A 17,871-nucleotide genomic window follows, 5' to 3' on the forward strand; every position below is an offset into this window, starting at 1 on the left:
AGTGCTTGTTTTAGCAAGATGCTATTACATCATTCCAGGCATTCCTCCACCCATTGGGGCTTGTGGACCTGAAGGAGCATCCTCCTTGATGTCGGTTAGGGCACACTCGGTAGTTAAGATCATTCCGGCAACCGAAGCTGCATTTTCCAATGCAATTCTGGTTACTTTCTTTGGGTCAATAATACCCGCTTTAATCATGTCTACGTACTCTTCGGTCTTGGCATCATATCCAAAGTCACCTTTACCGTCCAATACCTTAGCAACCACTACGGAACCTTCGCCACCTGCATTGGCAACGATAATTCTCAATGGAGCCTCAATAGCTCTGGCTACTATCTGGATACCAGTCTCCTCATCAGGAGTTTCTGCTTTTATTTCGGATAGAAGTGCTTTGGTTCTGATCAAGGCAACTCCTCCACCGGCAACGATACCTTCTTCTACAGCTGCTCTAGTAGCGTGTAGTGCATCGTCTACCCTGTCTTTCTTCTCTTTCATTTCTACTTCGGAAGCGGCACCTACATATAGTACAGCAACTCCACCGGCTAATTTAGCCAAACGCTCCTGAAGTTTTTCTTTGTCGTAATCAGAAGTAGTGCTCTCTATTTGAGCTTTAATCTGGTTTACTCTAGTCTTAATAGCTTCTGGGTCTCCAGCGCCGTTTACAACAGTAGTATTGTCCTTGTCAATGGAAATCTTCTCACAGGTACCCAACATTTCCAAGGTAGCGTTTTCCATAGTAAAGCCTCTTTCCTCAGAAATTACGGTACCACCAGTTAGGATAGCGATGTCTTCTAACATAGCTTTTCTTCTGTCTCCAAAACCTGGGGCTTTTACCGCTGCAATTTTCAAAGAACCTCTTAGTTTGTTTACAACCAAAGTGGCCAATGCTTCACCATCTACGTCCTCTGCGATGATCAATAATGGTTTTCCAGACTGAGCTACTGGCTCCAATACTGGTAAAAGATCCTTCATGGAAGAAATCTTCTTGTCGTAAAGAAGAATGTAAGGGTCGTCCAAATCTGCAGTCATCTTTTCAGAATCAGTTACAAAATATGGAGATAGGTACCCTCTGTCAAACTGCATTCCTTCAACAACGTCTACATAGGTTTCCATTCCTTTGGCCTCTTCCACGGTAATAACCCCTTCCTTGCCAACTTTGCTAAATGCTTGTGCAATTAAGTCGCCAATAGTTTGGTCGTTATTGGCGGAAATAGAAGCAACCTGCTTAATTTTATCGGAAGAATCACCAACCTTCTTGGCTTGGTTGGCCAAGTCTGCGATGATAGTACTTACAGCCTTGTCTATACCTCTTTTAAGGTCCATCGGATTTGCACCGGCCGCAACGTTCTTAAGTCCTTCTTTTACGATTGCCTGAGCAAGTACGGTAGCAGTAGTAGTACCATCACCTGCCAAATCGTTGGTTTTGGAAGCAACTTCCTTTACCATCTGGGCACCCATATTTTCCAGGGTGTCTACCAATTCTATTTCCTTAGCTACGGTAACACCATCCTTAGTGATGTTTGGTGCGCCGAATGATTTGCTGATAATTACGTTTCTACCCCTTGGTCCCAAGGTTACTTTTACTGCATTAGCCAATGCATCAACACCGCGTTTTAAGCCGTCTCTTGCATCGATATCAAATGTTATATCTTTTGCCATAATTAATTTGTATTGTGCTATCCCGCATAAACGGGAATCTGATTAATATTAAATTTTAATTAAAACGATTAGGCGCCCCCAAGTAGGTGGGAGCTATAGAATTTAATTAAATGATCGCTAGGATGTCGCTCTCGCGCATCATTAAGTATTCGTTACCTTCCAATTTTAGCTCTGTGCCGGCATATTTTCCATAAAGAACAGTGTCACCAACCTTAAGGGTTACTTTAGCTTCGTCAGTACCGGGACCAACAGCTACTACCTTGCCTTGTTGTGGTTTTTCTTTTGCGGTATCTGGAATGTAAAGACCGGAAGCAGTCTTGGTTTCTGCAGCCATAGGCTCTATAAGAACTCTATCCGCTAATGGTTTAATGCTAACTTTAGCCATATTAATTAGATTTTAAATTGTTATTAATTTCCAATGATTATGGCAGAAATTATGCCATTGTTGAAAAACTGACACTTTATGAAATAAAAATGCCAGCTTGTCACGAAAGCTGGCATTGTTGTAAGATTTATGTCTTTTAGTCCTTATTCTACGCTATCCGTAGCATTGTTGGCAGGTGTTGTTGCCGGAGCTCCAGGTAATACACCTGGGGTAGTATTTTCAATGGGGTCTCCATTCAGTAATTTAGAATCGGTATCGCTAAAGCTGCCTTTTACCGCTATGTTAGATACCAGGATCAATACCACTAAAAGAGCGGCTAGGGTCCAAGTACTTCTGTCTAGGAAATCTCCTGTTTTTTTAACACCTCCTACAACCTGACTTCCGCCACCTCCGAAAGAGCTAGAGAGGCCTCCTCCTTTTGGGTTTTGTACCATAATGACTAACATTAGTAAAAGGGCCACCAAAATGATCAGGACTAAGAATATTGTAAATGTAGTATTCATCAAATTATGTTTTATCTTGTTGTAATTTTTCCACCGCTTTTATTCGGTCAGCAAAGAAACTACTTTTTTCTGGATATTTCAAACTTAAAATTCTGTAAGCCTGTATGGCTTGTTTGTATTTTTTCTGCTCCACATATACCTTGGCAAGGGTAGCGGTCATCAGTTCGTTCTGGTCAATGGTCAGGGAATCTTTAATGGATACCTTAGTAGTATTCTCTTTGGGGACTATTTTGGGATTGGCCTGAATGAACTTATCTATAAGTTCAAATTTTTTCTTTTTGTGGTCAGAATTGTTTTGGGCCGACTCCTTTTTTTTGGGTTTTGAGGCTGTCTGTGGCGTGTTTTTCTCCCTTTTTTGTGGTTGGTTGGTGAGCTGTAACCATTCACCAAATGAGTAGCGTTCTTTTTTTGAAAAGCTAAGGGGTTTCCCTATTTCAAGAATTTCTTCCGCTTTTTTTTTATCCTCGGCTAAGGATTCATCTATTTTGGGGTCCTTGGAGGTGAATAGGGAGGGATCTAAAATTTGATTGGCGTCCTTTGCAGTACGGGGCCATGGTTCGTCCTCCGAAGTGGCAATCAGGGATTGCTCTTCCTTAAACTCCGACTTAACTTCTTCGGAAACGGTGGGGGTTTCGTTTAGCGGGGTGGTTTTCCCAGAAATAGAATCGGCAATCGTATTCTGGAGAAAATCTTTGGAAGTGATAAAGTCGAACAAGATATCCCTATCTGCGGTATAGGCGGCCGTAACTTTAAGGGCGTTGTTATACTTAAAGCTGTTGAGGTTGCGCAAGCCTTTTAAGTGCATGGCCCTAGCCGCTTGGAAATATGGATATTCTTCCAAAATGTCTTCCAATTGGTGGGTCTGCACTGGGGAAACCAGTTTATCAGGGTTTTGTAGTAGGTATGTAAAATCCTGTACGTTCATAGATTACCAATCTGCCAATGATTTGTTGAATATGTCTTGAGTGATACGCTCAAAGATGACTTGATGGGCTTGGTCCTTCACAGTAGAAAACTGTGAATTTGCCGGGTAATCATAAAAGAACGAAAAACGCTGTTCAAAATCAACATCTTGTTTGGTGTTGTTAAAAAATCGAACATTCACTGCAATGGTCAGTCTGTTTTGGGCAGCGGTCTGCTGCGCGGTGGCAGACATTGGAGAAATGCGGTATTCCACAATTTCCCCTTCGTATAAAAGGTCTCCGTTAGAGGTAACTAAGTTAAGGCTGGTCTGGTTTAGGATTAGGTCTTGTAGCGCCAAAGTAAAATCCCTGTCCATTCCTGGCTCAAACGTAGATCCCGGATTTTGGGAGGCATAGTTTTGAAAATAAGGTACCTGGAAAGTTTTGGCGCTTCCCACATCACCTCCGGTAAAGTTATAGATACCACAACTAGAAATACCTGCCACCAAGACAAGCATAAAAATAAACTGTTTACTCTTTATCATTCTCTTTTTTCTTACTGTCCACTGACTACTGTTCACTGACTACTGTTCACTGCCCACTGCCCACTGATCACTGCCCACTGATCACTGCCCACTGCCATTCGTCTACAGATTGTATTGTTTAATTTTTCGGTATAAGGTACGTTCCGATATTCCCAGCTCTTGGGAGGCTGCTTTTCTTTTTCCTTTATTTCTTTCCAAGGATTTTTTGATGAGTTCTATTTCCTTTTCTTGTAAAGATAGGGTTTCTTCCTCTTCTATTTCCTCCGCAAAATGATACTTGTCCTCTTTTGAAGGGGGGCTGCTTGGGCTGTCCATAGGAGGTCTTGGTAATTCCAAAATACTAGGAGCTACTTCCTCCTCTTCCTCCGTATAGATTTCTTCTTCTTTCCCGTATATTTTTCGGATTAGATTCTCGTTTTCCTCCTGTACTTTTGCGCTGTCGTTGTTGTTCAGCAGTTCTAGCGTCAGCTTTTTAAGGTCGTTTAGATCCCCCTTCATGTCAAATAAGACCTTATAGAGAATTTCCCTTTCATTGCTAAAATCGCCCTTCTTTTTGTCCTCTTCCACTATAGCGGGCAGGTTGGTGTTCCCTGCGTTAGGTAAATAGCTGTTTAGGGTAGCGAGGGAAATAATTCTGCTCTCCTCCAAGACGGAAATCTGTTCGGCGATATTTCGCAATTGCCGGATGTTTCCGGGCCAGCGGTATTTAACAAGCAGCTGAACTGCATCATCTTCCAATCTGATGGTAGGCATTTTGTATTTCTGCCCAAAATCTGCAGCGAATTTTCTAAATAACAGGTGAATATCGTCCTTCCGTTCTCTTAAGGGCGGTATATTGATCTCTACGGTACTTAATCTATAGTACAGATCTTCACGGAATTTTTCCTTTTTAATAGCTTCGAACATATTCACATTGGTCGCCGCTACTATCCTAACATCCGTTTTCTGAACCTGGGAAGAACCTACCTTTAGGAACTCCCCGTTTTCCAATACCCGTAATAATCTAACCTGGGTGGTTAGCGGGAGTTCGCCCACTTCATCCAAAAATATGGTGCCGCCGTCGGCTACTTCAAAATAACCGCTTCTAGTAGCGGTGGCCCCGGTAAACGCCCCTTTCTCATGTCCGAAGAGTTCACTGTCAATGGTTCCTTCGGGGATGGCACCACAGTTAACCGCTATATATTTGGCGTGCTTTCTATGGGAAAGGGAGTGAATAATTTTTGGGATGGCCTCTTTCCCCACACCACTCTCCCCGGTTACCAATACGGAAATATCCGTAGGGGCAACTTGGATGGCCTTTTCAATGGCACGATTCAGCTTCACATCGTTGCCAACAATTTCATATCGTTGTTTTGTTGCTTGGATCGATTCCATGGACTTAATTATTATGAGAATATCCTACAGGGGTTCCTAGCAGGGTTCCTGAGGTGCAATCATTGATTTTTACATTGACGAAATCCCCAGGTTTATAGTGTTCCTTGGGGAATACCACTACCGCATTTTGGGAGTTTCTGCCCATCCAATCTAGTTCGGATTTTTTGGAGGTTCCTTCAATAAGGACTTCTACGGTCTTCCCTAGCTGTTGTTTGCTTCGGTAATGACTGTGTTCCCGCTGTAGGTCAATGATTTCTTGCAGTCTTCGCTTTTTGGTTGCTTCCGGGACATCGTCTTCCAGGTTTTTGGCAGCTGCCGTGCCCGGTCTTTCCGAATATGCGTACATATAGCCAAAATCATATTTTACCTCCCGCATTAAGGATAAGGTATCCTGATGGTCATCTTCCGTTTCCGTTGGAAAGCCAGCAATCATATCTTGGGATATTGAACAGTCTGGAATAATCTCCATGATATTTCTTACCAATTCCAAATACTCCTCACGAGTATGTTGCCTATTCATTTTCTGAAGAATGCTATTGCTACCACTTTGCACCGGAAGGTGAATGTAATTGCAGACATTTTCATATTTACCCACCACTCTTATCACATCCAGGGTCATGTCCTGAGGATTGGAGGTAGAGAAACGGATTCTTAGTTTTGGATGTGCCTGCGCCACCATTTCCAATAGACTGGCAAAGTTTACCGAAGTGGCTTTTTGTATTTCCGAGGCGTGCTTAAAATCCTTCTTTAGGCCACCACCGTACCATAGGTAGCTATCTACATTCTGCCCTAGTAAGGTTATTTCTTTATAACCCTTACCTACAAGGTCTGTTACCTCTTCCAAAATGGATTGGGGATCCCTGCTTCGCTCCCTGCCCCTAGTAAAGGGAACAACGCAGAAAGTACACATATTATCGCATCCACGGGTAATAGATACAAAGGCAGAAACCCCGTTGGTGTTAAGTCGAACCGGGGAAATATCCCCATAGGTTTCTTCCTTGGAAAGAAGGACGTTTACCGCATTTCGGCCCCCATCTACTTCGCTTATTAAATTGGGTAGGTCTTTGTAGGCATCCGGGCCTACTACCATATCTACAATTTTCTCCTCCTCCAGTAACTTGGCTTTTAGCCTTTCGGCCATGCAACCCAACACACCAACCTTCATATGGGGACGGTGACGTTTAACTGCGTTAAATTTTTCCAATCGCTTGCGAATGGTAAGTTCTGCCTTTTCTCTAATAGAGCAGGTGTTTACCAGTACTAAGTCTGCATCTTCCAATTCCTGGGTGGTGCTAAACCCCTCTTTTGATAAGATGGAAGCCACTATTTCACTGTCCGAAAAATTCATGGCGCAACCATAGCTCTCTATGTATAATTTTCTGGAACTTGCTTCCTTAGCTTGTAGGGATAAGGCAGTTCCTTGTATGGATTCATCTATTGTCTTCTCCATGTTATGGTAAATATGCTTTTTGCTTTATTGGTTTGCAAAGATAGCATTATATGGAGACATGTGACATATTGACAGTTAAAAATAAAATAAAAAGTGCTGTCATTTATACCTTATTATATAGCTTGTCTAAGGAAGCAATGAAGCAGGGCTTTTTGGTTACGCAACGCAATGGGTTATTCCACATCTATTATAGGACTGCTGAGGGATGTGATATTTTAAGGCCTCTTTCCTGTGGAGATTGTTGGGCTGGATTATCCTAGCTTAGGGTAGAATTAAATGGTTTAAACAATATATAAGAATGGTATACTTTTTTTTAAAAAATTATAGGTTTCTAATAGTGCCCCTCTCTTTACTGGTTTTCTCGTGTTCGAGTACGGGGGATCCCATAGGGGATGAAGCGCAATTAAAAAGTTTGCATGCAGGAATTCAGAAAATGGCGAAAAGGGAAACCTGTGTGGATAGTGCTGAGTGGCGATTTACAGCTTTTGGTTCCAAGGCCTGCGGCGGACCCCAGTCTTACATCGCTTATTCCACGAAGATAGACACGGTGCTTTTTAAAGACAAGGTAAAGCGGTATAACGAGGCAATGGCGGCCTACAATGAAGCGCATGGTGTGGTGTCTGACTGTGCGGTGGTGGAAAAGCCTGCTGGGTTAATCTGTAGGGATGGAGAGCCCGAGTTTGTCTACTGAAGAATTGCCAAATTCTAAAATTTTATTCCAATATTTTATCGAAATCACCTGTTTTTGCCAGGTGATTTTTTGTGTCATATAAGAACCTGATGGCATGAAATTAAAAAAATCAGTTACTTTTGTTTCTCCAAAAACGAGTTAATGGCAAAGAATTTAGTAATTGTAGAGTCTCCTGCTAAGGCAAAGACTATTGAGAAATTTTTAGGAAAGGACTTTAAGGTAACCTCCAGTTTTGGGCATATTGCCGATTTACCTTCCAAGGAATTGGGTGTGGATGTGGAAAATAATTTTGCCCCTAAGTATATCGTGGATAAGGATAAAAAAGCGGTGGTCAAAAAACTAAGGGATCTTGCTAAAAAGGCAGAAACCGTATGGCTGGCCAGTGATGAGGACCGAGAGGGAGAGGCTATTTCTTGGCATTTAACCGAGGAGTTGAAATTGGACAAAAAGAAGACCAATCGGATCGTCTTTAACTCCATTACCAAATCTGCAATCCAAAAAGCAATTGAAAATCCAAGGGAGATTAATTACAACCTAGTAAACGCTCAGCAAGCGAGAAGGGTGTTAGATCGTTTAGTGGGGTACGAATTATCGCCCGTACTTTGGAAAAAAATAAAACCGGGACTTTCTGCCGGTAGGGTGCAGTCTGTAGCTGTACGGTTAATAGTGGAAAGAGAAAGAGCTATCGAGGCCTTTGTTCCTGAGGCAGCCTTTAGGATTTCGGCCGAGTTTAAGACGAGTGAGGGTAGCATAGTTACCGCTAAATTAAATAAGACCTATGCTAGTAAAAAGGCCGCGGAAGACTTTTTAAAACAAAATATAGGAGCCAGCTTTTCGGTAGCGAAATTAGAGAAGAAACCGGCGAAAAAATCGCCCGCAGCGCCCTTTACTACTTCCACCCTGCAACAGGAGGCATCTAGGAAATTGTATTTCTCGGTTTCTAAGACCATGCAAGTAGCACAGCGATTATATGAAGCTGGATTGATAACATACATGAGAACGGATAGCGTAAATCTTTCCAGTGAGGCAATTGGTGCTGCCAAGGATGCTATCATTAAAAATTACGGGGAAGAGTACAGTAAGGTTAGAAACTTTACGGGTAAGACAAAGGGTGCCCAGGAGGCACACGAGGCCATTCGCCCTACAGATATGAACAATCAATCTCCTTCTTTGGAGCGGGATCAGGCCAAATTGTACGAACTTATTTGGAAGCGTACCCTAGCCTCGCAAATGAGCGATGCTCAGTTAGAGCGTACCAACGTGAAAATAAAGGCCAATACCCATAAAGAAGAGTTTACTGCCAATGGGGAGGTGATAAAATTTGATGGTTTCCTTAAAGTGTATTTAGAAGGAACGGACGAAGAAGATATTGCTGAAGAGCAAGAAGGAATGCTTCCTGCCATGAAAGAAGGGGAGGCATTGGAGAATAGGTATATAACCGCTACAGAACGATTCTCCAGAGCGCCCTACCGTTTCACAGAGGCTTCCTTGGTGAAGAAGTTGGAAGAGTTGGGAATTGGAAGACCTTCTACCTATGCGCCTACGATCTCTACTATTCAAAATAGGGGCTATATAGAAAAGGGGAATATAGAAGGAACGGAGCGGAAATATGTGCAGCTGCGGTTTAAAGCTGATAAAATATCGACCCAAGAATTAACCGAAAATGTAGGCTCGGACAAAGGGAAAATGGTGCCCACTGATATTGGGATCATTGTGACCGATTTCCTAGTAGGACATTTCGAATCTATTTTGGACTACCATTTTACCGCAAAGGTAGAAGAGCAGTTTGATGAGATTGCCTCCGGAAACGAAGATTGGCAAAAGGTGATGAAGAATTTCTATAGTGATTTTCATCCTCAGGTAATACATGTGGAAGAAAACGCAGATAGGGCCAGTGGAGAGCGCATCCTTGGAACCGATCCAGAGTCGGGCAGGCAGGTGTCCGTTAGGTTGGGGAGGTTTGGACCCATGGTGCAAATTGGGACGGTAGACGATGAAGAGAAACCCTTGTTTGCCAGTTTGTTGCCAGATCAATCCCTAGGCACCATCACCTATGAGGAGGCCATGGACCTGTTTAAATTACCTAGAAAGCTAGGGGAGTATGAAGGAGAGGAAGTAGAAGCTAATGTGGGTAGATTTGGACCTTATGTGAAATTTGGGAAAACATTTATCTCTATGGCCAAGGGAGAAAGTGCCATGGAAATTACGATGGATAGAGCTATAGAGCTTATTGTGGAAAAACAAAAGGCAGACGCCCCCATCGCAATGTACGAAGGTAAAGAGGTGACCAAAGGTGTTGGGAGGTTTGGACCATTTATTAAATGGGACGGGATGTTCATCAATGTAAACAAGAAATACGATTACGACAACCTTACCAAAGCCGATATTGAGGAATTGATAGAGGTGAAAAAGCAAAAAGAGATCGATAAATTAATACAGGAGTGGCCAGAAGAAGGGATCCGTATTGAAAAGGCTAGGTGGGGAAGGCATAACATTATAAAGGGTAAGATTAAGGTAGAGGTTTCAAAAGACGTAGATCCTACCAAGATAAGCTTGGAAGAAGCAAAGGCATTGATCGAGAAAAAAACGCCTAAGAAGAAAGCCAAAGCAAAATCAAAAGCAAAGGCAAAACCAAAGACTAAAAAGTAATATGGTCTTCAATTTTTTAGTTCCCGTTAAGGAGGAGGTTTTGGCCTATTGTGAGTTGTTAACCTCCCAAGCCATGGGGAGACAAATTATTAAACATTCCGAAAAGCATGGTCTTCCAGATTTGTCCAAGGCCAGTGTAGCGCTTTTGGGAGTAAATGAAACTAGGAACGCCTTTGGTGAGCCTAAAGAGCCACTAGATCTGTCAGGGATTAGACGGCAATTCTATAGTCTGATGAAAGGTAATTGGAATACCAATATGGTAGATCTGGGGGATGTGGAGCCTGGAGATGCGGTAGAGGATACCTTCTTTGTGGTAAAGGAGGTGGTGGCAAAGCTAATTGAGAAAAATATTATTCCTATAGTAATAGGTCCTACCCAGGATCTTACTTATCCCACTTATAGGGCTTTTGATGGACTTATGAACATGGTGAATTTGGTCTCCATAGATAGTAGGTTCGATTTTGGATTGGATGGGGATCAGATTTCTACGGATTCATATATGAGTAGGATCATCACCGATAAACCCAATAATCTTTTTAATTTTTCCAATATTGGCTACCAAAGCTATTTTAATGCACAGGAGGAATTAGATCTTATGGAGCGTTTATTTTTTGATTATTATCGGCTAGGCCAGATGATCAATAATATGACTTTGGCAGAACCTGTACTTAGAAATGCCCATTTGGTAAGTTTGGACGCCCAGGCTATCCGTGCGGCGGAAATGGGGTTTTCCAATAATTTTTCGCCCAATGGGTTTACCGGGAGAGAAATATGTACCATTGCCAGATATGCGGGGATAAGCGATAATGTATCCGTGTTTGGGATATATGAGGTTGAGAATAATAATCAATCTTTTCAGCTGATCTCTCAGCTGATGTGGTATTTTATTGAAGGTCTTAACTTCAGGATTAAAGAATACCCAGATAGTGAGAATAACAACTTTAGCAAGTATACCGTGCCAATCGAAAATGAGTCGCTTATCTTCTATAAAAGTCATCTTACCGAAAGATGGTGGGTAGAAGTACCTTCAATACTTATGGCACATACTAAAACAAATTCACCTGCGTTATTACCTTGCACTGAACTGGAATATTTGGAAGCATGTGACCAGAATATCCCGGAGAGGTGGTTTAAAGCGTATAAAAAAGGCTTTAATTGAGTTAAAATTTTTAGGGTATAAAGACTATTTTATACAATAAAAAAATTAAAATTAAGTTTTAGAGAGTAATACTTGTGTTTGCATTTATAAAGATAATCGAAATTTAACCAGACGTATGAAGAAGCTATTGTTGTCATCCATAGCATTTGTTTTTTTACTCTCAAGTTGTGGGTCCGGAACAAAGGGAGAACTTGTAGGAGCTAAAGGAAAAAAATGGCATCCAGAAAAACCCTATGGGATGGTATTAATCCCACGTGGCTCTTTTACCATGGGGAAAACAGAGGAAGATCAGGCAAAGATTCTCAATGCGCCGGCAAAAACTGTAACGGTTAGGTCCTTTTATATGGACGATACCGAAATCACCAATAGTGAATACAGGCAGTTTGTAGAATGGGTGAAAGATTCCATTGTACGAACCCAGTTGGCAATTTTGGCAGACGAATTGGGATTAGGTCCCGAAGATGGGGGCATTGGGGAATATGCATTTTTGGATGCAGATACTACTCGTCTTTCTGTGTACGACAAGTATATGTTGGATAGGTATTCTGGACAGGGAGAAACTGGCTATGAAGGAAGGGCATTGAATAAAAGGCCTAACTTAATATGGGATGTTTCTAAATACCCAGATGAATACTATACAGAAATTATGGTAGACTCCATGTACATTTCGGAGGAGGAATCCTATAATGGGCAGCGTCATATAGATGTTAAGCGCTTAAAGTACAAGTATACATGGATGGATATAGAGGCTGCGGCCAGATCCAGAAATGGGAACAGAAGAGATTTTATAAAACAGGAAGAATTGGAAGTGTATCCAGATACTACGGTATGGATACGAGACTTTTCCTATTCTTATAATGAGCCTATGCACAATGATTACTTCTGGCACGATGCGTATAGTGAATACCCAGTGGTAGGGGTTACCTGGAAACAGGCCCAGGCATTTTGTAATTGGAGGACAAAGTATAAGAACGACGATCAAAAAAGTAGGGGCAAGCAGTTTGTAAACCGCTTTAGATTGCCCACCGAAGCAGAATGGGAATATGCTGCCAGAGGTGGAATTGAAGGGGGTACGTACCCATGGGGTGGTCCGTATGTAATTGGTGACACGGGTTGCTTTATGGCCAACTTTAAACCCCAAAGAGGGGACTATGCTGCGGATGAGGCCTTATACACCGTAGAGGCCAGGTCTTATGAGCCCAACGATTACAACCTGTACAATATGGCAGGGAATGTTTCGGAATGGACCAATAGTAGTTATGATCCCAATGCGTACGAATATGTGTCTACCATGAACCCATATGCCGGAACAGCAGAAAATAAAAGAAAGGTAATCCGAGGAGGATCTTGGAAAGATGTGGCTTACTTTTTACAGGTAAGTACCAGGGATTACGAATACCAGGATTCAGCACGTAGCTATATCGGCTTCAGAACGGTGCAGGATTATATGGGGGAAGAAGATTCAACAGGAAGGTAATACTTACTAGGAGTTATAATCAACAACGACCAAATACTTATTATTAATTATACTTAACTAAATTCACGAATATGGCACAATCAAAATCAACTAAAAAATTATTTCAGATGGCCTATGGCCTAGGGGCATCTATAGTGATCATAGGAGCATTGTTTAAAATTCTTCACTGGCAATTTGGTCCGTTAACGGGCGGACTTCTGTTAGCAGTTGGTCTTATTACAGAGGCATTGATATTTGCAATCAGTGCATTTGAACCTGTAGATGAAGAATACGACTGGTCTTTGGTGTACCCAGAACTAAACGGAGGCGCCCTTGCTGCCAAAGCAAACGCCAAGGAAGCAGCGGAGGTTAGGGAAGCAGAAGTGTCCTTATCTAGAAAATTAGACGAACTTTTAAAAGAAGCTGGGGTAGACGCCAGTCTTATGCAGAGCCTTGGTTCCAGTATCAAAAATTTTGAAGGTGCAGCCAAAGGAATCGCCCCTACCGTAGACGCTATGGAATCTACTAGGAAGTACTCAGATGAGATGGTGCAGGCAGCTGCCCAAATGGAATCTTTGAATAGTCTGTATAAGGTGCAACTGGAAAGTGCCAGTAGACAGGCATCTATCAATGAGGAAGTAGTGCAGAAATCCAGTGCCTTAAAAGAGCAGATGGAGTCATTGGCCACTAACCTGTCCTCCTTAAATGGAGTGTACGGAGGTATGTTGTCTGCGATGAATAGAAACTAATTAGTTGTTCCGCAATAAGCAACCCTAAATCAATTAATCACAAAAACTAATTAGAAAATGGCAGGAGGAAAAGAAACACCACGTCAGAAGATGATCAACCTAATGTATTTGATCTTCATCGCGATGTTGGCGCTGAATATGGGAAAGGAAGTACTATCTGCTTTCGGACTTATGAACGAAAAGTTGGAAGCTTCCAACGTTAAAACCACGGAAAATAACCTAGCTTTTCTAAATGGATTAGAAACTAAGGCGGCAGAGAATGAAGTGAGATATGGACCGCTTTTGGCAGATGCAAGGAAAATTAAGGAATTATCCGAAGAGTATTATGCCTATTTAGAGGGTATAAAGAAAGAGATGATGGCCAGTGTAAAGGATCCAGAAGATTACCAGGTAATGGATATGACGGATTTTTTAGATCAGCGTTTCTTTAGAGGAGGAAAGGTAAGTGCCGAAGGAAAGGAATTTTTGGATAAATTGATAGCCTATCGTACACAGATCTCTGCAGTAATGCCCAAGGAATTGGAGGCTGTAAAATCTTCCGTGCAAACCAGGTTTGAAACCGGTGACGAAAAAGGCTTGGTGGAAAAACGGGATGGCACCAAACAAGATTGGTTAAGTTATCACTTTGAAGGGTATCCATTAATTGCCTCTTACACCAAATTAACCTCGCTTCAGGCAGATGTTAAGTCCACCGAAGAGGACGCTTTAAAGGCTATGTTGCAGGGGCAATTAAGTAGTGAGGTGTCTATGACCAACTATACTACCTTGTTAGAACAGGAAAAATCTGCTTTCTATTCCGGTGAAAAATTTAGTGGAAGTATCGTTCTTGGACGTAAAGATGCAAGTACTAGGCCCAATGAGGTGAACCTTACCCTAGACGGAAGAAAGTTGAGCGAAGGAACAGATTATGTAATAGAAGACGGGAAGGTAAGGTTAACAATTAATGCCGGAAGCGCTGGAGATCATAAGATAGAAGGTAATTTGGTGTTTATTCAGGATGGAGAGCGTACAGAAGTGCCCGTATCCTCCACATTTGCTACCATTACCAAGCCTAATGCAGCTGTAATTTCTGCAGATAAGATGAATGTGGTGTACCGTGGCGTGCCCAACCCAATTACCATTTCTATTCCTGGAATTCCAGATAATAACGTTAATGCCTCTGCACCCGGACTTTCCAAGCGCAGTGGAAGCAATTACATTATGAATCCTGGCAAGGGAAGAACCGTTTCTATAACGGCTTCAGGTAAATTGCCCGATGGGCAGGTAATTACAACCTCTTCCGAGTTTAGGATTAAGGATATTCCTAGGCCTTCGGGCTCTATCAGAGGAGAGACGGGAAGTACAAGAATGGGAAAAAACAACTTGGAGATTTCCACCGTAGGAGCGCTGTTGGAAGACTTTGATTTTGACTTGAACATTGCCGTTAGTGGATTTAAATTTAAGGTGCCTGGACAGCCAACAGTGGTGGTAAATGGAAATAAATTGGATAGTAGAGCCAAGTCTGCTCTGCAAAGAGCCAGTCGTGGAGATCTAGTGCAGATATTTGATATTGAAGCGTATATTACCAATAATAGGAGTTATAAGCTTCCAAGGGTGTCCCCAGTGGTGATCGAGATAACAAATTAATGACTTTATGCTTAGTACCAGGGTAGATGGTTTTTAATCCCCCGCTTCTGCCTTTGGTAAAATAGCTATAGCAGCCGGGAGGTAACGCTATGTATTTAATACGATAAATTAAGAACAGATGAATTGGAAAAATGTTTTGTTAATTGGGGCCGTAACCATGTTGCCGCTATCCCTTTGCGCCCAAGCAAATATCCTGAATGCAAAAAAGCCACAGGAGATAGGTCAAAAAACAGCGGCACAAAAGGCGCAATATAACGATGCTCCGCTACCCTACGGTTATGTGGATGAAAGGGATATTCTTTGGTCCAAAACGGTGTGGGAGGTAATTGATCTGGACGAACGTGTCAACTTCCCGCTTTACTATCCCTTGGATACCGTAGATATTGGTCCGGATAGAAGGTCTTTGTACGATGTGCTAATCAAGAATATAAAGAACGGAAATCTTACGGATATCTATGTAGATTCTTATTTTACCGAAAAAAGAAATTTCAGTGACCTGGAGGCCACCTTGAAGAAAACGGATACCTTAGACCTAGGGTATGCGCAGTTGAATGCAGGAGAACCAGTATCCCCAGAGTATATTAACCAAAGAAGTATCGTAGCTGCAGATTTGGAGGAATACCTTATAAAAGGAATGTGGTATTTCGACAAAAGACAAGGAGAACTTAAGTATAGATTGCTCGGAATAGCTCCTGTGGCTCCAGACGTTAACTTTATAGATGATTCCTCTGTAGATCCCGCCGATGCAAAAGTAGCCTTGTTTTGGGTTTGGTATCCAAGTGCAAGACAGATTTTACACGATGCAAAGGTGTTTAACCAACGCAATTCTGCACAGCCCATTTCCTTTGATATGTTGCTGAACGCAAGAAGATTTAACGCAACCATTTACAAGGAAGACAATGTATACGGAGACCGTGAAATAAAAGACTATATCTCGGACAATGCGTTGTTCCAATTATTAGAGTCCCAACGTATAAAAGAGGTTATACGAGACCGGGAACAAGATATGTGGGCTTACTAGCCTAATACTAATCCAATTCAGATATCTTAAAAAGTGCCACATCGAAAGGTTGTGGCACTTTTTTTTGTAAACAGCTATGCTTGTTGGGTATTCTACTATAATTGGAGCAATCCCCTCAAAATAGTAAGCAGTAAAGGATTTGGTTGTAGGCGGAATAATTAGCTTTTTTTGCAGAGAATTAAATTCCCTACGCTACTTTTACAGCATGTTAGATTATTTAGTGGTAGGGGCGGGCCTCGCAGGAATTTCCTTTTGTGAGACCCTCCAAAAAAATAATAAGTCGTTTGTGGTGATTAGCGACAATTCCCAAGTCTCCTCTGTAGTGGCTGGTGGATTGTGCAATCCCGTTATTTTAAAGCGGTTTACACTAGCGTGGAAGGCGAAAGAGCAGTTGGAGAGAGCTGTGCCATTTTATAAGGATTTGGAACAGCGTTTAAATAAAGAACTGCTTCATAAGCTGCCGGTTTTAAGGCGTTTCAATTCTATTGAAGAGCAGAATCTGTGGTTTGAAGCTGCTGATAAACCCAACTTAAAACCTTTTCTATCCACAAAACTTAATTTTGACATTAATGACCAAATAGAGGCACCCCACGGATATGGAGAAGTTCTCGATACTTGGAAGTTGGATACAGCAACCTTGGTAGCTACTTATGTGGCCTGGCTGCAGGAAGGGGATTCGATGCGATTCCAAACCTTTAATTTTGACGAATTGAAAGTGTTGGCTACTCATGTGGAATATCAAGACCTAGCTGCTAAGCAACTTGTATTTGCCACAGGTTTCGGACTTAAAAAGAATCCCTACTTTAACTATTTGCCACTTAATGGAACCAAAGGGGAGCTCCTGACGATTAAAGCGCCCCTATTAAAGGAGTCTAAAGTGATAAAATCCTCTGTTTTTATCATTCCAAAAGGAGACCATCTTTATAGGGTGGGAGCCACCTATAATAGGGACGATAAGAGCAACCTGCCCACGGAGGCTGCGAAGGCCGACCTACTGCAAAAATTAGATCGATTTCTTAAATGTCCTTATGAGGTAGTAGATCATGTGGCCGGTGTGAGACCTACGGTTAAGGATAGAAAACCTTTGGTAGGCAAACATCCCCGGCATCCACATCTGTACTGCTTAAATGGATTTGGTTCTAGAGGGGTTATGTTGGCTCCAACGGCCGCTCAGCAACTCTTTGATCTGATAGAACAGCACATTCCCTTGGATAAAGAAATAGATATTTCCCGTTTTCCTCCTACCGATTAAGATGTTTTTTTCTTTGTTGCGTCAGGATCGTAATGTATAAAGAAGTTGATCCAGATGTTCCTAGAGACCCTAATTATAAATGGCATAAGGACAATCAGTGTCAGGGTAATGGCAATAAAGGTATTGGTTAATGATGCCTTTAATATTAAATAAGCGATAACGAAGGTTGCTACCCCTATCGCTACTCCAACCCCATAACTCACGTACATGGCGCCAAAGAAGAAGGAGGGCTCCATTTTATACCTAGTGTCGCAATGCGAACATTTTTCGTGCATTTTAAATATGTTTAACATATTGTAAGGGTTCTTGTCTTTATACATGCTCTCTTGGTGGCATTTGGGACAAGTTCCTGTTAAAATACTGAAGAGTTTGCTTCCTTTTTGTAACATTTGCAAAAGTTTATGCAAACGTACAGAATTGTTTAATGATTTATTCTGAAAATAGTCACAA

The 17,871-nt window shown here is 41.9% G+C and carries 16 protein-coding genes; 8 read left to right on the forward strand and 8 right to left on the reverse strand.

Translation table 11 applies throughout. From position 1 onward, the window contains the following. Positions 1–24: 24 nt before the first annotated feature. The 7 genes from groL to miaB form a co-directional block, all read right to left on the reverse strand. Positions 25–1,659, reverse strand: coding sequence for a chaperonin GroEL (gene groL, locus BV214_RS02950; RefSeq protein WP_086475968.1), 1,635 nt, complete (start codon positions 1,657–1,659; stop codon positions 25–27). A gap of 106 nt (positions 1,660–1,765) precedes the next feature. Next, positions 1,766–2,044 carry a co-chaperone GroES gene (locus tag BV214_RS02955; RefSeq protein ID WP_086475969.1) on the reverse strand — a complete coding sequence of 93 codons (279 nt, stop codon included), beginning with the start codon at positions 2,042–2,044 and terminating at the stop codon, positions 1,766–1,768. A 143-nt stretch (positions 2,045–2,187) separates the two neighbouring features. Next, positions 2,188–2,547 carry a preprotein translocase subunit SecG gene (gene secG, locus BV214_RS02960; RefSeq protein ID WP_086475970.1) on the reverse strand — a complete coding sequence of 120 codons (360 nt, stop codon included), beginning with the start codon at positions 2,545–2,547 and terminating at the stop codon, positions 2,188–2,190. A gap of 4 nt (positions 2,548–2,551) precedes the next feature. Next, on the reverse strand, positions 2,552–3,472 hold the full coding sequence (locus BV214_RS02965; RefSeq protein ID WP_086475971.1) for a hypothetical protein: 921 nt from the start codon (positions 3,470–3,472) through the stop codon (positions 2,552–2,554). A gap of 3 nt (positions 3,473–3,475) precedes the next feature. Beyond that, a complete protein-coding gene (locus tag BV214_RS02970; protein WP_086475972.1) occupies positions 3,476–3,994 on the reverse strand; it encodes an LptE family protein in 519 nt (172 codons plus the stop codon). 102 nt (positions 3,995–4,096) lie between these two features. Next, the gene (locus BV214_RS02975; protein ID WP_086475973.1) at positions 4,097–5,368 is read right to left on the reverse strand and encodes a sigma-54 interaction domain-containing protein; all 1,272 of its coding nucleotides are present in this window, start codon (positions 5,366–5,368) and stop codon (positions 4,097–4,099) included. Between the two features lie 4 nt (positions 5,369–5,372). Beyond that, complete coding sequence (miaB, locus tag BV214_RS02980) at positions 5,373–6,818, reverse strand: tRNA (N6-isopentenyl adenosine(37)-C2)-methylthiotransferase MiaB (RefSeq protein ID WP_086475974.1); 1,446 nt, start codon at positions 6,816–6,818, stop codon at positions 5,373–5,375. A 298-nt stretch (positions 6,819–7,116) separates the two neighbouring features. On the opposite strand from miaB, the gene BV214_RS02985 reads away from it, so the two are divergent. The 8 genes from BV214_RS02985 to BV214_RS03020 all read left to right on the forward strand — a co-directional run bounded on the left by BV214_RS02985 (position 7,117) and on the right by BV214_RS03020 (position 17,421). Next, the gene (locus tag BV214_RS02985) at positions 7,117–7,509 is read left to right on the forward strand and encodes a hypothetical protein (RefSeq protein WP_086475975.1); all 393 of its coding nucleotides are present in this window, start codon (positions 7,117–7,119) and stop codon (positions 7,507–7,509) included. 141 nt (positions 7,510–7,650) lie between these two features. Continuing rightward, positions 7,651–10,158, forward strand: coding sequence for a type I DNA topoisomerase (gene topA / locus BV214_RS02990; protein ID WP_086475976.1), 2,508 nt, complete (start codon positions 7,651–7,653; stop codon positions 10,156–10,158). 1 nt (position 10,159) lies between these two features. After that, complete coding sequence (locus tag BV214_RS02995) at positions 10,160–11,317, forward strand: formimidoylglutamase (protein ID WP_086475977.1); 1,158 nt, start codon at positions 10,160–10,162, stop codon at positions 11,315–11,317. Positions 11,318–11,432: 115 nt separating this feature from the next. Further along, entirely contained in the window at positions 11,433–12,794 is a 1,362-nt protein-coding gene (gene porK, locus BV214_RS03000) for a T9SS ring complex lipoprotein PorK/GldK (protein WP_086475978.1), read from the forward strand. Between the two features lie 71 nt (positions 12,795–12,865). Next, the gene (gene porL / locus BV214_RS03005; RefSeq protein WP_086475979.1) at positions 12,866–13,522 is read left to right on the forward strand and encodes a type IX secretion system motor protein PorL/GldL; all 657 of its coding nucleotides are present in this window, start codon (positions 12,866–12,868) and stop codon (positions 13,520–13,522) included. A 57-nt stretch (positions 13,523–13,579) separates the two neighbouring features. Beyond that, positions 13,580–15,148 (forward strand): type IX secretion system motor protein PorM/GldM, encoded by a 1,569-nt coding sequence (porM, locus tag BV214_RS03010; RefSeq protein ID WP_086475980.1) that lies wholly within the window; start codon positions 13,580–13,582, stop codon positions 15,146–15,148. 118 nt (positions 15,149–15,266) lie between these two features. Continuing rightward, on the forward strand, positions 15,267–16,169 hold the full coding sequence (gene porN / locus BV214_RS03015; RefSeq protein ID WP_086475981.1) for a type IX secretion system ring subunit PorN/GldN: 903 nt from the start codon (positions 15,267–15,269) through the stop codon (positions 16,167–16,169). Positions 16,170–16,374: 205 nt separating this feature from the next. Next, positions 16,375–17,421 (forward strand): NAD(P)/FAD-dependent oxidoreductase, encoded by a 1,047-nt coding sequence (locus BV214_RS03020; protein ID WP_086475982.1) that lies wholly within the window; start codon positions 16,375–16,377, stop codon positions 17,419–17,421. On the opposite strand, the gene BV214_RS03025 is transcribed toward BV214_RS03020, so the two are convergent. Beyond that, positions 17,418–17,810, reverse strand: a complete 393-nt coding sequence (locus tag BV214_RS03025) for a DUF983 domain-containing protein (protein WP_086475983.1) — start codon at positions 17,808–17,810, stop codon at positions 17,418–17,420. The genes BV214_RS03020 and BV214_RS03025 overlap by 4 nt on opposite strands. Positions 17,811–17,871: the final 61 nt, after the last annotated feature.

The organism is Arenibacter amylolyticus, from assembly GCF_002150785.1.
In the GTDB taxonomy this organism is placed as follows: domain Bacteria; phylum Bacteroidota; class Bacteroidia; order Flavobacteriales; family Flavobacteriaceae; genus Arenibacter; species Arenibacter amylolyticus.